The organism is Streptomyces sp. NPDC104367 (assembly GCF_055583825.1).
Map to the genome: position 1 here is coordinate 1 of NZ_JBVJND010000040.1, position 19,500 is coordinate 19,500.

Genomic DNA, 19,500 nt, shown 5'->3' on the forward strand with positions numbered 1-19,500 from the left:
GGTGTTTCCGACTCTATCAGATCTTTTTCCGATCCGATTTCCTCGGTGCTTTCCAGGTTCTCGCTCTCGCGTTTCCCTTTCCGGCGGTTCCGACTTTATCAGAAGTTCTGAGTCGGAATTTCCACCCGGTCCGGGGTGACCGGATCCAGCTCATGAAGCACTGGGGTTCCCGGTCGGGCGGAGCCGTAAACGTACTGGAGCGGGGCGCCCCGATGCAAATCGAGGCGCCCCGCTCCTGGTTCACGCGTCCGCGCGTCAGACCTCCACGACCACCGGGAGGATCATCGGCCTGCGCCGGTACGTGTCCGAGACCCACTTGCCGAGGGTGCGCCGGATGAGTTGCTGCAGCTGGTGGGGCTCCACCACGCCGTCCTGTGCCGAACGCTCCAGGACCTCGGAGATCTTCGGAACGACGTCCGAGAACGCCGAGTCGTCGATACCGGAGCCGCGCGCGTGGATGTGCGGGCCACCGGTGATCTTGCCCGTGGACGAGTCGACGACGACGAAGACCGAGATGATGCCCTCGTCGCCGAGGATCTTTCGGTCCTTCAGGGCCGGCTCGCCGACGTCGCCGACCGAGAGACCGTCGACGTACACGTAACCCGCCTGGACCTTGCCGGAGATCTTGGCCTTGCCCTCGACGAGGTCGACGACCACGCCGTCCTCCGCGATGACGATGCGGTCGTGCGGGACGCCGGTGAGGACGCCGAGCTCGGCGTTGGCGCGCAGGTGCCGCCATTCGCCATGGACCGGCATCAGGTTCTTCGGGCGGCAGATGTTGTAGAAGTACAGCAGCTCGCCGGCGGAGGCGTGGCCGGAGACGTGCACCTTGGCGTTGCCCTTGTGGACGACGTTGGCGCCCCAGCGGGTCAGGCCGTTGATGACGCGGTAGACCGCGTTCTCGTTCCCGGGGATGAGCGACGAGGCCAGGATGACCGTGTCGCCCTCGACGATGCGGATCTGGTGGTCCCGGTTGGCCATCCGGGACAGGGCCGCCATCGGCTCGCCCTGGGAGCCCGTGCAGACCAGGACCACCTCGTGGTCGGGGAGGTCGTCGAGGGTCTTGACGTCGACCACCAGGCCCGGCGGCACCTTCAGATAGCCGAGGTCCCGTGCGATGCCCATGTTGCGGACCATGGAGCGGCCGACGAAGGCGACCCGGCGGCCGTACTCGTGGGCCGCGTCCAGGATCTGCTGGATGCGGTGGACGTGGCTGGCGAAGCTCGCCACGATGATCCGCTTGCGCGCGCCGGCGAAGACCTGGCGGAGCACGTTGGAGATGTCCCGCTCGTGCGGGGTGAAGCCGGGCACCTCGGCGTTCGTGGAGTCGGCGAGGAGGAGGTCGATGCCTTCCTCGCTCAGCCGTGCGAACGCGTGTAGATCGGTCAGACGGTTGTCCAGCGGGAGCTGGTCCATCTTGAAGTCGCCGGTGTGGACCACCATGCCCGCGGGGGTGCGGATGGCGACGGCGAGGGCGTCCGGGATCGAGTGGTTGACGGCGATGAACTCGCAGTCGAAGGGGCCGACCCGCTCGCGGTTCCCCTCGGCCACCTCAAGGGTGTAGGGGCGGATGCGGTGCTCCTGGAGTTTCGCCTCGATGAGGGCGAGGGTCAGCTTGGAGCCGATCAGCGGGATGTCCGGCTTCTCGCGGAGCAGGAAGGGGACACCGCCGATGTGGTCCTCGTGACCGTGGGTGAGGACGATGCCCTCGATGTCGTCGAGACGGTCCCGGATGGACGAGAAGTCGGGCAGGATCAGGTCGATTCCGGGCTGCTCCTCCTCGGGGAAGAGCACTCCGCAGTCGACGATCAGCAGGCGGCCGCCGTATTCGAAGACGGTCATGTTCCGGCCGATCTCACCGAGACCGCCGAGCGGGGTGACGCGCAGGCCGCCTTCGGGGAGCTGCGGCGGCGGGCCGAGTTCAGGATGCGGATGACTCAAAAGACTCTCCTCACCACACACGCCACGTACCGGTCGGGCACGTGGCGTGCGTGACGTTCGTGCATAAGCAGTTGTCGTTGTGGGGTGCGGGCTCCGGTGGCCCGCTCTATTCAGTTGTGAAGTCTTGCTGCGCGGGCGTCCGCGCGAAGTCTGTTGTCAGAGCTGTACCCCGCCGGCGGCAAGATCGATCTTGAGCTGGGCGATCTCTTCCGCGGAGCACTCGACCATGGGGGCGCGCAGGGGTCCGGCGGGCAGGCCCTGGAGGGCGAGCGCGGCCTTGGTGGTCATGACGCCCTGGGTGCGGAACATGCCGGTGTAGACCGGGAGCAGCTTCTGGTGGATCTCGGCCGCCTTGACGACGTCACCCGAGGTGTAGGCGTCCACGAGCGCCCGCAGGTCGGGGGTGACCAGGTGGCCGACGACCGAGACGAAGCCGACCGCGCCCACGGAGAGCAGCGGCAGGTTGAGCATGTCGTCGCCGGAGTACCAGGCGAGGCCGGACTGCGCGATGGCCCAGCTCGCGCGGCCCAGGTCGCCCTTGGCGTCCTTGTTGGCGATGATCCTCGGGTGCTCGGCGAGACGGACGAGCGTCTCGGTGTTGACCGGGACGCCGCTGCGGCCGGGGATGTCGTAGAGCATGACCGGCAGCCCGGTGGCGTCGGCGATGGTGGTGAAGTGCCGGTACAGGCCCTCCTGCGGGGGCTTGTTGTAGTACGGCGTGACGATCAGCAGGCCGTGGGCGCCGGTGCGCTCGGCCTCGCGGGCCAGTTCGATGCTGTGGTGGGTGTCGTTGGTTCCGACACCGGCCACGACGTGGGCGCGGTCGCCGACCGCCTCCAGTACGGCTCGTACCAGTTCCGATTTCTCCGCGTCGCTGGTGGTGGGGGACTCGCCGGTGGTCCCGTTGATGATCAGGCCGTCGTTGCCTGCGTCCACCAGGTGGGTGGCGAGCCGCTGAGCGCCGTCGAGGTCGAGTGCGCCGTCCGCCGTGAAGGGCGTGACCATGGCGGTGAGGACCCGCCCGAAGGGGGTCTGCGGAGTGGAGGTCGGAGCCATGGGTTACACGCTACTCGCTGTGCAATGCGTGGTCTGCCCTCGGGGTGCGGGGAAAGTCATGACAAATGCGGAGCCCGGCACTGCCTGCTCGGGGGTTCAAGCAGTGCCGGGTCCGTTTGATCAGGCTAGATGAACTTCGCTAAATGCCGCAATACGGACACCTCGCGAGGCTGATCCGTACATCTGTGCCGAGCACGTCAAGAAGCGCGACAGCGCGCGAAGAGGGGCCCGACCGGCGGCGTGCGGAGCGGGCCGTACTACGGCGCGACGCGGCCGTTGGCGTTGAAGGCTGCGTAGGTGAGCGGCATGAGCCTGGCCCACTCCGCCTCCATCTTCTCGCCGACCATCTCGATCTCCCGCTGCGGGAAGGACGGCACCTTGGCCAGCTCGTGCTGGGTGCGCAGGCCGAGGAAGTGCATCAGCGAGCGGGCGTTGCAGGTGGCGTACATCGAGGAGAAGAGGCCGACGGGGAGGACCGCGCGGGCCACCTCGCGGGCGACGCCGGCGGCGAGCATCTCCTGGTAGGCCTCGTAGGCCTGCCGATAGGAGTCCTCCATCACGCGGCCGACCAGTTCCTGCTGGGCCTGGGTGCCCTCGACGAAGACGTACTTGCCGGGGCGGCCCTCCTGGACGAGCTTGCGGGACTCGTCGGGGACGTAGAAGACGGGTTCGAGCCGGCGGTACCTGCCCGACTCCTCGTTGTACGACCACCCCACCCGGTGCCGCATGAACTCGCGGAACACGAAGATCGGGGCGCTGATGAAGAAGGTCATCGAGTTGTGCTCGAAGGGGCTGCCGTGCCGGTCCCGCATCAGGTAGTTGATCAGGCCCTTGGAGCGCTCGGGGTCCCTCTTCAGCTCGTCCAGGGACTGCTCGCCGGCGGTGGAGACGCGGGCGGCCCACAGCACGTCCGAGTCGGCCGCGCTGTGCTTGACCAGCTCGACGCTGACTTCGCTGCGGAAGCTGGGCTTGAGGTCGTCGGCGGGGGTGTCGGTCACGGCTCGGAGGGTCCTTCCATCACTTCTCTCGGGCGGCGCCCACTCTACGGCCCGGCACTGACATCGGGGCGTTCGGTACCGGGGCACGACATACGGCGGCGAAATTCTGTGAATTCGGTGAAACCGGGCACCTTCCGGGCTGTTCGCCCGTCTGTGTAGATGACAGACACGCATTCGATCCCGGAAGGGAAGCGCCGCCCATGTTCCTCCCCCAGCTACCGCCGGGTGGTGCCCCCAGGCGAGACCCCGTCCCGTTCGCCTTCCTCGCCGAGGCCGACAGCTTTCGCAGCAATGTCGCTCCGCCGCCCCGGCAGCGGTCGTCCGCGGGCCAGATAGCCGGGCGGTGGCTGCTCGGGCTGACCCTCGCCGCCGGGCTCGTGGGCGCGCTCGTCCTGGGCATGCCGGCGCTGTCCACGTCGTCCGACACCCAGACCCAGCAGTCGCAGGCCTCCCAGGGGCGCTGACTCTTCCGGCCCCCCGTGAGTGGTGGGAGGGGACCCGGCCGGATAGCCTCACCGGGCACAGCCCATGCATGGATTGAGTGAGGACCAGCCGTGCCCCTGCCCTTCCTGACGGCCGACCGCAGCTTCGACGCGGTGCACGAGACCGCGCTGCCCTACGACGACCGGGACCGCTGGCGGCGCCCCTACCGGCCCGGGCCGTGGCGGGTCGGCGGAGCCGCCCTGTGGCTGCTGCTCGCCTCGTTCGTGCTGTTCGCGGCGGTGGCACTGGCCCTGACCGGCTCGCTCTCCTCCGCCGGGGTGGTGCTCGGCATCGCCTTGCTGATCATCGCCGCCGCGCTGCGGATACTGCGGATGGGCGTCTGGGTGAGCGCGCGTGGAGTGCGCCAGGTCGGTCTGCTGTACACGCGGACGGTGCCGTGGAATCGGGTCGTCTCGGTGCGCACGGCGCAGCAGCCGGTGCGCTGGCTGGGCCTGCCGCGCACGGTGCAGGGGCAGGCGCTGACCCTCGTCCGCAGGGACCGTTCCGCCGGGGACGCCGATCCGCTGCTGACGACGCACGGGATGGACTTCCTGGGCCGGTCGTCGGCGTTCGACCTCGCGGCGGACGCGGTGGAAGCCTGGGCGGCGGAGTACCGCGCCGGCTGAGCGCACCGGCGAGCGATGTGCGAAGGGGCCGGTCCGCGGGGTGCGGGCCGGCCCCTTCGTCGTGGCCGCCGTCCGGCGGCCGGGTCCGTGGCGGCCGTGGCCGCCACGTGGGTCAGGCCGGGACGGGCCTGCCGTCGTGCAGGGCGATGGCGCGTTGCATCGCCCTGCGGGCGCGCGGGGTGTCCCGGGCGTCGTGGTAGGCGACGGCGAGGCGGAACCAGCTGCGCCAGTCGTCGGGCGCGGCCTCGGTCTCGGCCTTGCGCCGGGCGAAGACCTCGTCGGCCGAGTCCCGGTCGATCCGGCCGCCGGGCGTGCGTCTGAGCTCGTCCACGGGCAGGCCGCCCTCGGCGTCGAGTTCGGCGGCGAGGGCGTTGGCCCGGCGGACGAACTGGGTGTTCTTCCACAGGAACCACAGGCCGATGACCGGCAGGATCAGCACCGCCACCCCGAAGGTGACGGTGAGGAGCGTGCCGCTCTGGATGAGCATCACGCCCCGGCTGCCGACCAGGAGGAAGTAGAAGAGCAGGACGGCGGCCGTGACGGCGTAGGAGATCTTCGCGCGCATGTCAGGAGGTCTCGATCAGCCCAGGTCCAGGAAGTTCTCCAGGCCGAAGGTCAGGCCCGGAGCGGTCACCACGCGGCGGGCGCCGAGCAGGATGCCCGGCATGAAGCTGCTGTGGTGGAGGGAGTCGTGGCGGACGGTGAGGGTCTCGCCCTCGCCGCCCAGGAGGACCTCCTGGTGGGCCAGGAGGCCGCGGAGGCGGACGGCATGGACCGGGACGCCGTCGACGTCGGCGCCGCGGGCGCCGTCCAGGGCCGTCACCGTGGCGTCCGGGGCCGGGGCGGTGCCGGCCGCCCGGCGGGCCTCGGCGATGAGCTGGGCGGTGCGCGTGGCCGTGCCGCTCGGCGCGTCCACCTTGTTCGGGTGGTGGAGCTCGACGACCTCCACCGACTCGAAGTAGGGCGCGGCGATCTGCGCGAACTTCATGGTGAGGACGGCGCCGATGGAGAAGTTCGGGGCGATGAGCACGCCCGTCTCCGGGGACTGCTCCAGCCAGCCCCGCAGCTGCGCGAGGCGCTCGTCGGTCCAGCCGGTGGTGCCGACGACGGCGTGGATGCCGTGGCGCACGCAGAAGTCGAGGTTGCCCATCACCGAGGCGGGGGTGGTGAGTTCGACGGCGACCTGGGCGCCGGAATCGGCCAGCGCCTCCAGCTTGTCGCCCCGACCGAGGGCGGCGACCAGCTCCATGTCCTCGGCGGCCTCGACCGCCTTGACCGCCTCGGAGCCGATCCGGCCGTTGGCGCCGAGGACCGCCACGCGCAGCTTGCTCATCTTCGTTGGTTCCTTACGGGAGGGGTGTCAGGCGACGGCGTCGTGCAGGCGTGCGGCCTGTTTGTCCTTGAGCGGGCCGATGACCGACAGCGAGGGGCGCTGTCCGAGGACGTCCCGGGCGACGGAGCGGACGTCGTCCGGGGTCACCGCGGCTATCCGGGCCAGCATGTCGTCGACGGACATCTGCTCGCCCCAGCACAGTTCGCTCTTGCCGATACGGTTCATCAGCGCGCCGGTGTCCTCCAGGCCGAGCACCGTGGAGCCCTGGAGCTGGCCGATGGCGCGGCCGATCTCGTCGTCCGGCAGGCCCTGCTCGGCGACCTGGTCGAGTTCGTCGCGGCAGATCTTGAGGACGTCGTGGACCTGCGAGGGGCGGCAGCCGGCGTAGACGCCGAACAGGCCGCAGTCGGCGAAGCCGGACGTGTACGAGTACACGCTGTAGGCCAGGCCGCGCTTCTCGCGGACCTCCTGGAAGAGCCGGGAGGACATGCCGCCGCCGAGGGCGGTGTTGAGGACGCCGAGGGCCCAGCGGCGGTCGTCGGTGCGGGCGAGGCCGGGCATGCCGAGGACGACGTGGGCCTGCTCGGTCTTGCGGCCGAGGAGTTCGACGCGGCCCGCGGTGCGGATCGTACGGCTGCCGTCGCGGGGGGCGATCGGGGCGGCCGTGGCGTTCTTGAAGGCGCCGGCCTTCTCGAAGGCGGCGCGGACCTGTCGTACGACCTTGTTGTGGTCGATGTTGCCGGCCGCGGCGACCACCAGGTGGGTGGGGTCGTAGTGCTTCTTGTAGAAGCGGCGGATGCGGTCGGCGGTGAGGGCGTTGACCGTGTCGACGGTGCCGAGGACCGGGCGGCCGAGGGCGTTGTCGCCGAACATGGTGTGCGCGAACAGGTCGTGCACGCAGTCGCCCGGGTCGTCCTCGGTCATGGCGATCTCTTCGAGGATCGCGCCCCGCTCGACGTTGACGTCGTCCTCGAGGATCAGGGAGCCCGTGAGCATGTCGCAGACGACGTCGATGGCGAGCGGCAGGTCGGTGTCGAGCACGCGCGCGTAGTAGCACGTGTACTCCTTCGCCGTGAACGCGTTCATCTCGCCGCCGACCGCGTCGATGGCGGAGGAGATGTCCAGGGCGGAGCGGCGCGCGGTGCCCTTGAAGAGCAGGTGCTCCAGGTAGTGGGTGGCGCCGTTCAGGGCGGGGGTCTCGTCGCGGGAGCCGACGTGGGCCCAGATGCCGAAGGTCGCGGAGCGGACCGAGGGCAGGGTCTCGGTGACGATGCGCAGGCCGCCGGGGAGGGTGGTCTTGCGGACCGTGCCGATGCCGTTCTCGCCCTTGATCAGGGTTTGGGTACGGGCGACGGCCCGCGCCTCCGAGGAGGTGCGGGCCGTCGCCGTGGAGCTGCTCGACGTCACTTGTCGGTGTCGTCCTTCGCGTCCTCGGAGCCTTCCTCGCCCTCGATCACGGGGATGAGGGAGAGCTTGCCGCGGGAGTCGATCTCGGCGATCTCGACCTGGACCTTCTGGCCCACGCCGAGGACGTCCTCGACGTTCTCCACGCGCTTGCCGCCGGCGAGCTTGCGGATCTGCGAGATGTGCAGCAGACCGTCCTTGCCGGGGAGGAGGGAGACGAAGGCGCCGAACGTCGTCGTCTTCACGACCGTGCCCAGGTAGCGCTCGCCGACCTCGGGCATCGTCGGGTTGGCGATGCCGTTGATCGTGGTGCGGGCGGCCTCGGCGGACGGGCCGTCGGCGGCACCGATGTAGATGGTGCCGTCGTCCTCGATGGTGATCTCGGCGCCGGTGTCCTCCTGGATCTGGTTGATCATCTTGCCCTTGGGGCCGATGACCTCGCCGATCTTGTCCACGGGGATCTTGACGGTGATGATCCGCGGGGCGTTGGGGGACATCTCGTCCGGGGTGTCGATCGCTTCCATCATCACGTCGAGGATGTGGAGGCGGGCGTCCCGGGCCTGCTTGAGGGCGGCGGCCAGGACGGAGGCCGGGATGCCGTCCAGCTTGGTGTCGAGCTGGAGGGCGGTCACGAACTCCTTGGTGCCGGCGACCTTGAAGTCCATGTCGCCGAAGGCGTCCTCCGCACCGAGGATGTCGGTGAGGGTGACGTAGTGCGTCTCGCCGTCGATGTCCTGGGAGATCAGGCCCATGGCGATACCGGCGACCGGGGCCTTCAGCGGCACACCGGCGTTCAGCAGCGACATCGTGGAGGCGCAGACCGAGCCCATGGACGTCGAGCCGTTGGAGCTCAGCGCCTCGGAGACCTGGCGGATCGCGTAGGGGAACTCCTCGCGCGTCGGCAGGACCGGCACCAGGGCGCGCTCGGCGAGGGCGCCGTGGCCGATCTCGCGGCGCTTCGGGGAGCCGACGCGGCCGGTCTCGCCGGTGGAGTACGGCGGGAAGTTGTAGTTGTGCATGTAGCGCTTGCGGGTCACCGGGGAGAGGGTGTCCAGCTGCTGCTCCATCCGGAGCATGTTGAGGGTGGTGACGCCCAGGATCTGGGTCTCGCCACGCTCGAACACGGCGGAACCGTGCACGCGCGGGATGGCCTCGACCTCGGCGGCGAGCGTACGGATGTCCGTGACGCCGCGGCCGTCGATGCGCTTCTTCTCCTTGATCACGCGCTCGCGGACCAGCTGCTTGGTGAGCGAGCGGTACGCGGCGGAGATCTCCTTCTCGCGGCCCTCGAACTCCGGGAGCAGCTTCTCGGCGGCCAGACCCTTGACGCGGTCCAGCTCGGCCTCGCGCTCCTGCTTGCCCGCGATGGTCAGCGCGGAGGCGAGCTCCGGGCGGACGGCGGCGGACAGCGCCTCCAGGACGTCGTCCTGGTAGTCGAGGAAGATCGGGAACTCGCCGGTCGGCTTGGCGGCCTTGGCGGCGAGGTCGGACTGGGCCTTGCAGAGGACCTTGATGAAGGGCTTCGCGGCCTCCAGGCCGGCGGCCACGACCTCCTCGGTGGGGGCCTCAGCGCCGCCCTTGACCAGCTGGATGGTCTTCTCGGTGGCCTCGGCCTCGACCATCATGATCGCGACGTCGCCGTCCTCCAGGGCGCGGCCGGCGACCACCATGTCGAAGACGGCGTCCTCGAGCTCGGAGTGCGTCGGGAAGGCGACCCACTGGCCGTTGATCAGCGCGACGCGGACGCCGCCGATCGGGCCGGAGAAGGGCAGACCCGCCAGCTGGGTGGACGCGGACGCGGCGTTGATCGCGACGACGTCGTACAGGTGGTCGGGGTTGAGCGCCATGATGGTGGCGACGACCTGGATCTCGTTGCGCAGGCCCTTCTTGAAGGACGGGCGCAGCGGGCGGTCGATCAGGCGGCAGGTGAGGATGGCGTCCTCGGAGGGACGGCCCTCACGGCGGAAGAAGCTGCCGGGGATCTTGCCGGCGGCGTACATCCGCTCCTCGACGTCCACCGTGAGGGGGAAGAAGTCGAGCTGGTCCTTGGGGTTCTTGGAGGCGGTGGTGGCCGACAGCACCATGGTGTCGTCGTCCAGGTACGCCACGGCGGAACCGGCGGCCTGCTTGGCCAGGCGGCCCGTCTCGAAGCGGATGGTGCGGGTACCGAAGGCGCCGTTGTCGATGACGGCCTCGGCGTAGTGGGTCTCGTTCTCCACTAGCATTTTCTCCGTTACTTTTCGTCTACTTATCGTCTTTTGTCCCGGTCTGCCCGTGTGGCAGGGGGACGGTGCCGGAGAAGCGCGCCGCGCTGTGCGGGCCGGTCTTCGATCGAAGCACCCGGGGCTCGCTTCCCCCCGGGGGCCACTACCGAGGACCGGCGGCGGCTTGGGTGCGCTTCTCCCTGTTCGTCGTTGCTTGTTCGTTGTCCTGCTGTGTCGTGCGTATTGCGTTGTGCTACCACACTACAAAGCGTCGGTGACACTCCGCACGTTTCCGCACGTACGGCAAAGGGAGCGGCCCCGGGTTTCTCCGGGAACCGCTCCCTTCACTGCGACTTACTTGGCGCCCGCCGCACCACGGCGGATGCCCAGGCGGTCGACCAGCGCACGGAAGCGCTGGATGTCCTTCTTCGCCAGGTACTGCAGGAGGCGGCGGCGCTGACCGACCAGGATCAGCAGACCACGACGGGAGTGGTGGTCGTGCTTGTGGGTCTTGAGGTGCTCCGTCAGGTCGGAGATCCGGCGCGAGAGCATGGCGACCTGGACCTCGGGGGAGCCGGTGTCACCCTCCCTGGTACCGAACTCGGAGATGATCTGCTTCTTCGTGGCGGCGTCGAGCGACACGCGTACTCCTCAATAGTCTGCGAGTGGCCACCGAGTGCCCCCGGTCTTCATCGCGAGGGAGCTTCCACAACTCGGGAGGCGTGGTCCGCCGGGCGCGGCCTCCGGGGTCCGCGGGGGACTTTGGGGGTGCGTACACAAACGGCCGTCGTCAAGAGTACCAGTGCCGGTGGGCGGCTCCGTCCGGGGTCCGCGGAGGAACCCCGGGCCGGCGGGACCGCCAGTAGTGTGACGGTCACAGCACAGGCACGTCGGGAAGGGGTCGCTGCGGGATGAGCGAGACGGCTGAGGAGATGAAGGCGCGCAAGGAGCGGGAACGGGACGAGCTCTACGCGCTCGACATCTCGGGCGTCGAGTGGCACTGCGCGCCGGGTACCGAGCAGGACGAGGAGCGGGTCGAGATCGCCTATCTGCCGGAGGGCGCCGTGGCCATGCGGTCGTCCCTCGACCACGGCACGGTGCTGCGGTACACGGAGGCGGAGTGGCGGGCCTTCGTGCTCGGCGCCCGGGACGGCGAGTTCGACCTGGAGCCGAACGAGCGCAACGGGGGCCTGGCCGCGCAGTGAGCGGGCGGGCGCGGGGCGGCACGCGCGCGTGCCGCCCCCTCTCGGCTCAGCCGGTCCCGGCGCTGCCGATGCCGAGCACGGACAGCACGGCGCTCTTGGGGTGCTTGTCGTCGGCGGCGAGTTCCCGCTTGGCGAAGAAGACCCTGCCCTGCTCCACCACGATGTCGGACCGCGTCGGGTCGCTCAGCTCGCTCCCGTCGTCGGCGGGGAGGCCGAAGAGCAGGTAGGGGGTCTGCTCACCGGTGCGCGGGTCCCAGCTCACCACGGCGGACGGTTCGATCTCGCTGAGGCTGCTGCGCAGCACGAGCAGCCGGTCGCCGCTCATCCGCAGCGGTACGACGGGTTCCAGGGAACGTCCGTCGAGCTTGCCCTCGGTCTTGCCGGTCGTGCGGTCGAAGGCGACGATCCAGTTCTCCGGCTGGCCGATGTCCGACTACTCCTTGCTGGTGACGTAGACCTGGTCGGGTCCGACGACCACCCCGTCGCAGTTCTCCAGGTCGCCGAAGAACCCCGCCGAGAAGTAGCGGTCCCCGCACTGCGGGTCGTAGGCGTCGCCGCCCATGGAGATGGTCGCGAGCTTGCCGCCGTCGTCGGCGTCGAGGGTGATCAGGTCGGTGACCAGGATGTCGCCCGCGGCGACCGCGAGCACCGGCGGATCGGCGGAGGGCAGATAGACCTCCTGGACACCCGCGGCGACCTTGTACGTCCACCGGGGGTCGCCGGTGCGCGGGTCGAGCCTCTGCACGCGGTACGTGGTGTCGGACCCCTCGCCGCAGCTCTCCAGGGCGAGCAGCGCGCCCCCGCCCGCGAAGCCCTTGTCGACGCACCTGGCGCCGGTGGTGCTGGTCCAGAGCCGCTTGCCGTGCGCCATGTCGTACGCCACCGAGCCGTGCCCCCAGGCCACGGCGACGACGCCCTCGGTCAGCGTCAGGTTCGTGTTGGTGACGTAGGCCTCGCGCGCGGACGGCATCCGGGCCGTCCACAGCTTCGTGCCGGTGTTCAGGTCGACGAGGACGACCTCGTCGCAGATGCCGGCGTCCTTGGTGCCCTTGCGGCTGCTCGGCTGCACCACGACGGCGGTGCGGCCGTCGGCGGTGACGTGGTCGCTGGTGGCGCAGAGGTGGCCGTCCAGCTGGAGGGTCCAGGCCGTCTCGTCGGTGCCCGCCTTCACCCTCACCCCGATGATCTTCGTGGCGACGCCCTTGGCCAGGATCTTGCCGGTGGCCCAGGTGCCCGGGGCGTAACGGGGGCTGGGGTCGCTCTCCTTGGGGAGGTCCTCCTCGTAGTGGTCGACGACCACCTGTCCCTCGGGCGAGGCCGGGATCTTCTCGACGGTCTGCCGTACCGCGTCCGGGGCCTGGGCGGCGGTCCGTACGGGCTCGGCGGACGTGCCGTCACGCGTGGACAGCAGCAACGCGCCGCCCACGCCCAGCACGGCGGCCAGGACGGCCGCGCCGAAGACGCGTCTGCGCCGCTTCCTCCGCTCGCCGTCGGCCGCCAGCGCGGACTGCGTGTAGATGGATGGAGGTGGGCCGAAGCTCACGCCGGACGGTCCTTCCTTCTCTGCTGCGCGCTGCGCGGACGGCAGAACTTCCGGGAAGGCCGGCAAACGCCGTACTCACTTCGCACTCCCCCGTCCCCCGTTGCATCCGCGCGCAATGTCCCGGTTTCCGGGGCCAGTTCATGTGTGCTCACGCGAACATCCGCTCACCCTATCCCCGTCGGTCACAGGCGCCTCATGGGGACTACGCGCAGGACGGAACCGCCAACTGGCGCCCGGACTGGCGGTTCTTGCCCTCTTTGTTCACCGTTTGTTCGGCAAGAGGAAGGCTCCGCGCACCACTTCCGGGCAGGGTGTGACCGGACGGACGTCCACCGAGAGTCGGACGGGCCTGCCTAGGTGCGGCTCGTGGTGATTAGGCTGGGAGGGGGGTGCGACGTCAGGACCGCGAAAAGGGCGTCGGAGTCCCCAGGGGGAGAGCCGGTGGATCGGACTACCTCACACGAATACGGATGCTGAGAACGACACGACATGGTCGTCGCGCCGGCACGGCATGAGGGTGCTCGACCACACCAGGAGGAACTGTGAGCAGCGATCGGGACGGGATCCGCGGGGGCTGGGCCACACCCGGCGATGACCAGCCCGACGCGGAGTCGGCCAACGAGATGACCGGCGAGTTCACCATCGACTACGCGCCGCCCGCCTGGTACACGCAGAACGCGGCCGGGGGCGCGGACGGGGCCGACGGTTCCGGTACGGCGCCCGGTGGTCCGGGCGCGCCGGGTGCCGGTACGGGGCCTGCCGCTCCGCCTCGTTCGCCGTTCCCGCCGGGTGCGCCGATCCCCGGGCTGACCCCGCCGCCGCACGCGCAGCAGGGGGGCGGGGCGCCGGGTCCCGGGATGGCGTTCAACCCGCCGCCCGCGCCGACGCCCGGTCCGGGAACGCCGTTCACCCCGCCGCCCGCGTCCACACCGGGCGCGCCCTTCACGCCGCCCACCGCCACACCGGGCGCACCGTTCACCCCGCCGCCGGCCGCGACGCCCGGGGCGCCCTTCACCCCTCCCGCCGCCGCCGGGCCCGGCGCTCCGTTCACGCCGCCGGCCGCCGCGCCGCCGGAGGCACCGGCCACGCCGTCGCCCGCCGCGGGGCCGGGCGCGCCCTTCACTCCGCCGGCCGCGTCAACTCCCGGAGCACCGTTCACTCCTGCGCCCGCGTCAACGCCGGGGGCGCCCTTCACCCCCGCTCCTGCGGCGGCGCCGGGGGCCCCCTTCACGTCGCCGTCCGCGACCGGGCCGGGTGCTCCGTTCACCCCGCCGCCCGCCGCCGGACCGGGCGCGCCCTTCACCCTGCCCGCGCCGAGCGCGGACGCGGGTGCGGTGGCTCCGCCCGCGCCGCCCGCGCCGCCCGCCGTGCCGTTCACCCCGGCCGCGCCGCCCGTCGACGGTCCGGCCGCCGTGCCGAAGCTGCCGGTCGGTTTCGAGCCGCAGCGGTCCGCCGCCGAGGAGCCGACGCAGGAGCCCGAGGCCAGGGCCAAGACCGATTCCGAGGCCGATTCCGAGGCGCAGGCCGGCTCGGACAACGGTGACCTGGAGAGCGGTGCGACGATGCGGTTCTCCGCCGCCGCGCTGAAGCGCGACCTGGCCGAGGCCCCCGAGCGGACCCCCGACGACGAGGAGGGGACGGAAGCGGCGGCCGAACCGGCGGCCAACGTCGTCGCGTTCCCCGTGAGCTCCAGGGGCAAGGCCCAGGACGCCGACGAGGACTCCGCCGAGGCGGCCGACGAGACGCCTGAGCCGTCCGCTGCGGCAGGCGCCGACGACTCCGGGGACGCCGAGGACGCCAGGGCAGGCAAGGACGGCAAGGGGCACGAGGCCGAGGCCCCGCGCGACGAGTCGGCCGCCGCGGACGACGACGCCGGTCCCGCCGGGACGGACGAGCCCGCCCAGAAGGCCGACCCGGTGGACGACACCGAGGGGGACGAGCCCCGGGAAGCTGCCGTCGAGGCCCGCGAAGCGGCCGAGGCCAAGGCTGCGGCTGCGGCCAACGACGACGACAGCGAGGACGAGGGCGCCGACGCCGCCGTAGCCGCCGCCGAGCCCCAGGACACGCCTCCCGCGCCGCAGGACGCGTCCCCGGCGCCCCAGGACGCACCCCCGGCGCCCGAGGGCGCCGTCCCCACCGCCTGGGCTCCCCCGCCGGCGCCCCCGGCCGCACCTCCGGCCGCGCCGCCGGCCGTACCGGCGGGTGTGCCGCCGCTGCCGCCGTCGTACCAGCCCGCGGCCCCCGTGCCCGCCGCCCAGTGGCCGGTGCAGCCGACGGCGCCGGAGCAGGCGCCCGGTGGGCCCCGGCCCGCCGCCGCGCAGGGTCCCGCCGGTGTGCCCGGACAGCAGCCGCCGTTCCAGCCGCAGGCACCGCAGCCCGCGCCCGCCGCCTGGAACCAGCCCGCTCCCCCGCCGCAGCCCCAGGCCCCCGGCGCCTACGGCTTCCCCCAGCCCGGCCAGCCCGCGCAGCCCCCGGCCCCCGAGGCACAGGGCGCCTACGGCTTCCCGCACCAGGGCGTCCCCGTGCCCCAGGCGCCCGCGCCCGCCGGCTACGGCTTCCCCCAGCCCGCACCCGTACCCGCACCCGCGGTCCAACCCCCCGCTCCCCCGGCCCCGGCCCAGCCCGGCGGGTACGGCTTCCCGCAGCAGGCCTCCCAGGACCCACGCGCCGCACAGGCCCCGCAGGCACCGCAGCCGCCTCAGGCCCCGCAGATGCCCGAGCAGCAGGTGCCGCAGCCCCAGGCGCCGGTGGACCCCCGTGCCGGTGCCGCCTGGCCGCAGCCGATGCAGCACGACCAGCGGCAGATGACCAACCCGGGTGCCGCGCCGCTGGGTTACACCGCGGCCGTGGAGCTGTCCTCGGACCGGCTGCTCAACAACAAGAAGCAGAAGGCGAAGAGCGGCCGGCCCGCCGCGGCCTCCCGGTTCAAGATCGGTGGCAAGAAGGAGGAGGCCGAGCGGCAGCGGAAGCTGGACCTGATCCGCACGCCGGTGCTGTCCTGCTACCGGATAGCGGTGATCAGCCTCAAGGGCGGTGTCGGCAAGACCACCACGACCACCGCGCTCGGCTCCACCCTCGCCACCGAGCGCCAGGACAAGATCCTCGCCATCGACGCCAACCCGGACGCCGGCACCCTCGGCCGCCGGGTGCGCCGCGAGACCGGGGCCACCATCCGCGACCTCGTCCAGGCGATCCCGTACCTCAACTCGTACATGGACATCCGGCGGTTCACCTCGCAGGCCTCCTCCGGTCTGGAGATCATCGCCAACGACGTCGACCCCGCCGTCTCGACCACGTTCAACGACGAGGACTACCGGCGCGCGATCGACGTCCTCGGCAAGCAGTACCCGATCATCCTCACCGACTCCGGCACCGGCCTGCTCTACAGCGCCATGCGCGGTGTGCTCGACCTCGCCGACCAGCTCATCATCATCTCCACCCCATCGGTGGACGGCGCCAGCAGCGCGAGCACGACCCTGGACTGGCTGTCCGCGCACGGGTACGCCGACCTGGTCTCGCGCTCGATCACGGTCATCTCCGGAGTCCGCGAGACCGGCAAGATGATCAAGGTCGAGGACATCGTGTCGCACTTCGAGACGCGCTGCCGGGGTGTCGTGGTCGTCCCCTTCGACGAGCACCTCGCCGCGGGCGCCGAGGTCGACCTCGACATGATGCGGCCCAAGGTCCGCGAGTCCTACTTCAACCTGGCCGCGATGGTCGCCGAGGACTTCGTACGGCACCAGCAGATGCACGGCCTGTGGACCAACGACGGCAACCCGCCGCCGGTCGCCGCCCCGCCGATGCCGGGCCGGCCGCTGCCCGCCCCGCAGCAGTACGCGCCGGGCCAGCCGCCGCAGCAGCCGTACGCGCCCGGACAGCCCTACCCCCAGCAGCTGCCCCAGCAGCCCTACCCGCCGCAGCAGGAGCTGTACGGGCAGCCGCAGCCGCCCGCCCAGCCCTACCCGCCGCAGCCCGGACAGCCCTACCCCCAGCAGCCGCAGCCCGGCTACGGCTATCCGCAGCCCGGCGCCCAGCCTCCCACCGCTCCCCCGGCCGCGCCCGGCGGCTACGGCTTCCCGCAGCCGGGTCCCGGGCAGCCGGCGCCGGAGGCACCGCAGCAGCCCCAGCCGCCGCAGGGCCCGCCCCCGCAGCAGTAGCCGAGAACGCCGAAGGGCGGCCGGTGCCTCACCGCACCGGCCGCCCTTCGGCGTGTCAGCGAGCCCCCGGGGCTCAGGCGTCCTCGGCCGCGATCAGTTCCCGGCAGCGCTTGACGTCCTCGGCCATCTGCTCCAGCAGGGCGTCGAGGGAGTCGAACCTGGCCTGGCCGCGCACGTACGCCAGGAAGTCGACGGCGACGTGCAGCCCGTACAGGTCGAGGCCGACGCGGTCGATGGCGTACGCCTCCACCGTGCGCTCGGTGCCGTCGAACTGCGGGTTCGTGCCGACGGAGATCGCGGCCGGCATGACCTCGCCCTGCGCGTGCAGATAGCCGGCGTAGACGCCGTCGGCCGGGATCGCGGTGTGCGGGAGGGTCTCCACGTTGGCGGTGGGGAAGCCCAGTTCGCGGCCGCGCTGGGCGCCGCGGACGACGACACCCTCCACCCGGTGCGGGTGGCCGAGGATCTCACGGGCTCCGGCCATGTCTCCCTCGGCGACCAGACGGCGGGTCAGGGTCGAGGAGAACGGCTCGCCGCCGCCCGCCTCGCCGCGCACGAACAGGTCGACGACCTCGACCTCGAAGTCGTACACCTTGCCCTGTTCGGCGAGGAACTCCACGTTGCCCGCGGCCTTGTGGCCGAAGCGGAAGTTGGGGCCCTCGACGACGGCCTTCGCGTGCAACTTGTCGACCAGGACCTTCACCACGAAGTCGGCGGCCGACAGCTTCGAGAACTCGGTGGTGAAGGGCAGGATCAGCACCGCGTCCACGCCCAGCTCCGCCATCAGCTCCGCACGGGTGTGGTGCGGGGCGAGCAACGGCGGGTGGCTGCCGGGGCGGACGACCTCGCTGGGGTGCGGGTCGAAGGTGACGACGACGGTCGGCACGCCCAGCTGCCGGGCCCGGTCCACGGCATGCCGGACGATCAGCTGGTGACCGCGGTGCACCCCGTCATAGGAACCGATGGTGACGACGCTGCGCCCCCAGTCCTCGGGGATGTCCTCCAAGCCACGCCAGCGCTGCACAGTGACCGCTCCTCGAACGTGTGTCCGTTGTCCCTACTTAAGCAGGTCTAAGGGTGCCATGTTTGCCGCGGTCGGCTCACACCGGCACGGTCGCTGTGACCGGGCGCACGCGGCCGCCCCCTCACGCGGGCACCCGGACACCGGCCAGATTGCCCAGCATCCGCCGGGTGCTCGGCCCCACGACCGCGGCCCAGTCCTCCGGGGTGTCGGTGAGCCAGCCGGCCATCAGGGACGCGAATCCGGGCACGTGCCGGCCGAGGTCGACCAGCCCGCGGTCGAAACGGGTCGCCCCGTCCGGGGTGCGGACCAGCAGCAGGCCGGTGCGGCGGACCAGCTCGCGCATCGCGTCCCCGTCGGCGCCGCGCTGCGCGGCGGCCGCGTGCAGCAGCGCGTCGAGGACGCCCGGGTCCCGCTCGTGGGTGAGCAGGAACTCCAGGAGTTCCCGGCGCAGCGGCCGCGAGGCGGGGCCGCCGGCCGCGCCGAGCACGGTCGCGAGGGCCGCCCGGACCGGTTCGGGGCTGTCGTCGAGCAGCCCGGTGACCAGGGGCAGCAGGACCGCGCGGGCCTCGGCGCCCCGGTCGAGGCGGCGCTCGACGAACCCGGCCAGGTGTCCCGCGGTCTCCGGGCGCAGCCGCACGCCCACCAGGACCAGATCGGCGACCCGGCCGGCGAGGGCGGGCGCGGTGACCTCCGCGAGGGCGCGCAGCACCGGTCCGGCGTCCGGGCCGCGCAGCCCGGCGCGGAGGGCGGCCAGGACGTCGTCGGGGTGGGTGTCCAGGGCGGGGAGCAGGGCGGCGGGCGGGAGCTGCGGGTCGCCGGCCGCGAAGTGCCCCAGCGCCTGCGGGAGATGGCGGTCGCGGGTCGCCGGGTCGCGGACCAGGAGGGCGAGCACGCCGCCGTGCAGGGTGCGGTCGGCGGGGCGGGCGAGGAGGGTGAGCGCGGCGCGGCGGAGCAGTTCGCGGTCGGGTTCGCCGCGGACGTGCGGGGCGACGCGCAGGGCGTGGGCCACGGCGGCCGCGCGCCGGGCCGGACGGTGGTCGTGCGCCCAGCGGTCGACGGCCCGGCACACCGCCGACGGCTCGTCCTCGGCGAGCACCGAGAGCAGTTCGTCGGCGCGCCGGTGCGCCGCGTCCACCAGGACCTCGGTCAGCTCGTCCGGCGCGCCGCGCCGATGGGTGTGCAGCAGCGCCTGGGCCGCGGTCGCCACGGTGGCCCGCGGCAGCGCGGGCAGCGGCCGCTCGTCGTCGAACCACCGGGTGAGGTGCGGCTGTACGGCGACGGGGTCGGCGGCGAGCAGCCGGGCCACGGCGTCCAGGTGGCGCGGGACCGCGCGCTCCGACGGCTCGTCGGTGAGCACCAGGCGCCGCAGCAGGTCGAAGCGCTCGGCGTCGGGCAGGGCCAGCTCGGTCCAGAAGTCCGGGCCGAATCCGGGGGGTGTGGTGGGCACGGTGGGTGTGGGCGGCACAGTGGGTGTGGGCGGCACAGTGGGTGTGGGCGGCACAGTGGGTGTGGGCGTGGTGGGCGCG

General features: G+C 71.9%; 15 protein-coding genes and 1 pseudogene. 4 read left to right on the forward strand and 12 right to left on the reverse strand.

The window, feature by feature from the left end; all coding sequences use genetic code 11:
* Nucleotides 1-255: 255 nt before the first annotated feature.
* From ACZ619_RS39365 to thyX, 3 genes are all read right to left on the reverse strand, one after another.
* Nucleotides 256-1,941: a ribonuclease J gene (locus ACZ619_RS39365; RefSeq protein ID WP_469609841.1), complete on the reverse strand. Its 1,686-nt coding sequence runs from the start codon at nucleotides 1,939-1,941 to the stop codon at nucleotides 256-258.
* 156 nt (nucleotides 1,942-2,097) lie between these two features.
* Entirely contained in the window at nucleotides 2,098-2,997 is a 900-nt protein-coding gene (dapA, locus tag ACZ619_RS39370) for a 4-hydroxy-tetrahydrodipicolinate synthase (RefSeq protein ID WP_469609844.1), read from the reverse strand.
* Nucleotides 2,998-3,254: 257 nt separating this feature from the next.
* Complete coding sequence (thyX, locus tag ACZ619_RS39375; RefSeq protein WP_469609847.1) at nucleotides 3,255-3,995, reverse strand: FAD-dependent thymidylate synthase; 741 nt, start codon at nucleotides 3,993-3,995, stop codon at nucleotides 3,255-3,257.
* 200 nt (nucleotides 3,996-4,195) lie between these two features.
* Here thyX and ACZ619_RS39380 point away from each other — a divergent pair, with 200 nt between their 5' ends.
* Both ACZ619_RS39380 and ACZ619_RS39385 read left to right on the forward strand, forming a co-directional pair.
* The gene (locus ACZ619_RS39380; protein WP_469609849.1) at nucleotides 4,196-4,459 is read left to right on the forward strand and encodes a hypothetical protein; all 264 of its coding nucleotides are present in this window, start codon (nucleotides 4,196-4,198) and stop codon (nucleotides 4,457-4,459) included.
* A gap of 90 nt (nucleotides 4,460-4,549) precedes the next feature.
* Nucleotides 4,550-5,104: a hypothetical protein gene (locus tag ACZ619_RS39385; protein WP_469609852.1), complete on the forward strand. Its 555-nt coding sequence runs from the start codon at nucleotides 4,550-4,552 to the stop codon at nucleotides 5,102-5,104.
* Between the two features lie 112 nt (nucleotides 5,105-5,216).
* Here the strand turns inward: ACZ619_RS39385 and ACZ619_RS39390 are convergent, their stop codons facing one another.
* The 5 genes from ACZ619_RS39390 to rpsO form a co-directional block, all read right to left on the reverse strand.
* On the reverse strand, nucleotides 5,217-5,669 hold the full coding sequence (locus ACZ619_RS39390) for a hypothetical protein (protein WP_469609853.1): 453 nt from the start codon (nucleotides 5,667-5,669) through the stop codon (nucleotides 5,217-5,219).
* Nucleotides 5,670-5,684: 15 nt separating this feature from the next.
* Nucleotides 5,685-6,437 carry a 4-hydroxy-tetrahydrodipicolinate reductase gene (dapB, locus tag ACZ619_RS39395; RefSeq protein ID WP_469609856.1) on the reverse strand — a complete coding sequence of 251 codons (753 nt, stop codon included), beginning with the start codon at nucleotides 6,435-6,437 and terminating at the stop codon, nucleotides 5,685-5,687.
* A gap of 27 nt (nucleotides 6,438-6,464) precedes the next feature.
* Nucleotides 6,465-7,844 carry a M16 family metallopeptidase gene (locus tag ACZ619_RS39400; RefSeq protein WP_469609858.1) on the reverse strand — a complete coding sequence of 460 codons (1,380 nt, stop codon included), beginning with the start codon at nucleotides 7,842-7,844 and terminating at the stop codon, nucleotides 6,465-6,467.
* Complete coding sequence (locus ACZ619_RS39405; RefSeq protein ID WP_469609861.1) at nucleotides 7,841-10,060, reverse strand: polyribonucleotide nucleotidyltransferase; 2,220 nt, start codon at nucleotides 10,058-10,060, stop codon at nucleotides 7,841-7,843. Before ACZ619_RS39405 ends, ACZ619_RS39400 begins: the two co-directional genes overlap by 4 nt.
* 339 nt (nucleotides 10,061-10,399) lie before the next feature.
* Nucleotides 10,400-10,687: a 30S ribosomal protein S15 gene (gene rpsO, locus ACZ619_RS39410; protein WP_365352169.1), complete on the reverse strand. Its 288-nt coding sequence runs from the start codon at nucleotides 10,685-10,687 to the stop codon at nucleotides 10,400-10,402.
* 269 nt (nucleotides 10,688-10,956) lie between these two features.
* Here rpsO and ACZ619_RS39415 point away from each other — a divergent pair, with 269 nt between their 5' ends.
* Nucleotides 10,957-11,250, forward strand: coding sequence for a DUF397 domain-containing protein (locus ACZ619_RS39415; RefSeq protein ID WP_181804473.1), 294 nt, complete (start codon nucleotides 10,957-10,959; stop codon nucleotides 11,248-11,250).
* 46 nt (nucleotides 11,251-11,296) lie between these two features.
* Here the strand turns inward: ACZ619_RS39415 and ACZ619_RS39420 are convergent, their stop codons facing one another.
* The gene (locus tag ACZ619_RS39420) at nucleotides 11,297-11,575 is read right to left on the reverse strand and encodes a hypothetical protein (RefSeq protein ID WP_469609864.1); all 279 of its coding nucleotides are present in this window, start codon (nucleotides 11,573-11,575) and stop codon (nucleotides 11,297-11,299) included.
* A 108-nt stretch (nucleotides 11,576-11,683) separates the two neighbouring features.
* A complete protein-coding gene (locus ACZ619_RS39425) occupies nucleotides 11,684-12,793 on the reverse strand; it encodes an outer membrane protein assembly factor BamB family protein (RefSeq protein WP_469609867.1) in 1,110 nt (369 codons plus the stop codon).
* Between the two features lie 542 nt (nucleotides 12,794-13,335).
* Here ACZ619_RS39425 and ACZ619_RS39430 point away from each other — a divergent pair.
* Nucleotides 13,336-16,950 (forward strand): SCO5717 family growth-regulating ATPase, encoded by a 3,615-nt coding sequence (locus ACZ619_RS39430; RefSeq protein ID WP_469609869.1) that lies wholly within the window; start codon nucleotides 13,336-13,338, stop codon nucleotides 16,948-16,950.
* Nucleotides 16,951-17,023: 73 nt separating this feature from the next.
* Here the strand turns inward: ACZ619_RS39430 and ACZ619_RS39435 are convergent, their stop codons facing one another.
* Together ACZ619_RS39435 and ACZ619_RS39440 are read right to left on the reverse strand one after the other, a co-directional pair.
* Nucleotides 17,024-17,974 carry a bifunctional riboflavin kinase/FAD synthetase gene (locus ACZ619_RS39435; RefSeq protein WP_469609871.1) on the reverse strand — a complete coding sequence of 317 codons (951 nt, stop codon included), beginning with the start codon at nucleotides 17,972-17,974 and terminating at the stop codon, nucleotides 17,024-17,026.
* A gap of 121 nt (nucleotides 17,975-18,095) precedes the next feature.
* Nucleotides 18,096-19,500, reverse strand: a pseudogene (locus ACZ619_RS39440) (serine protease); the annotation flags it as partial.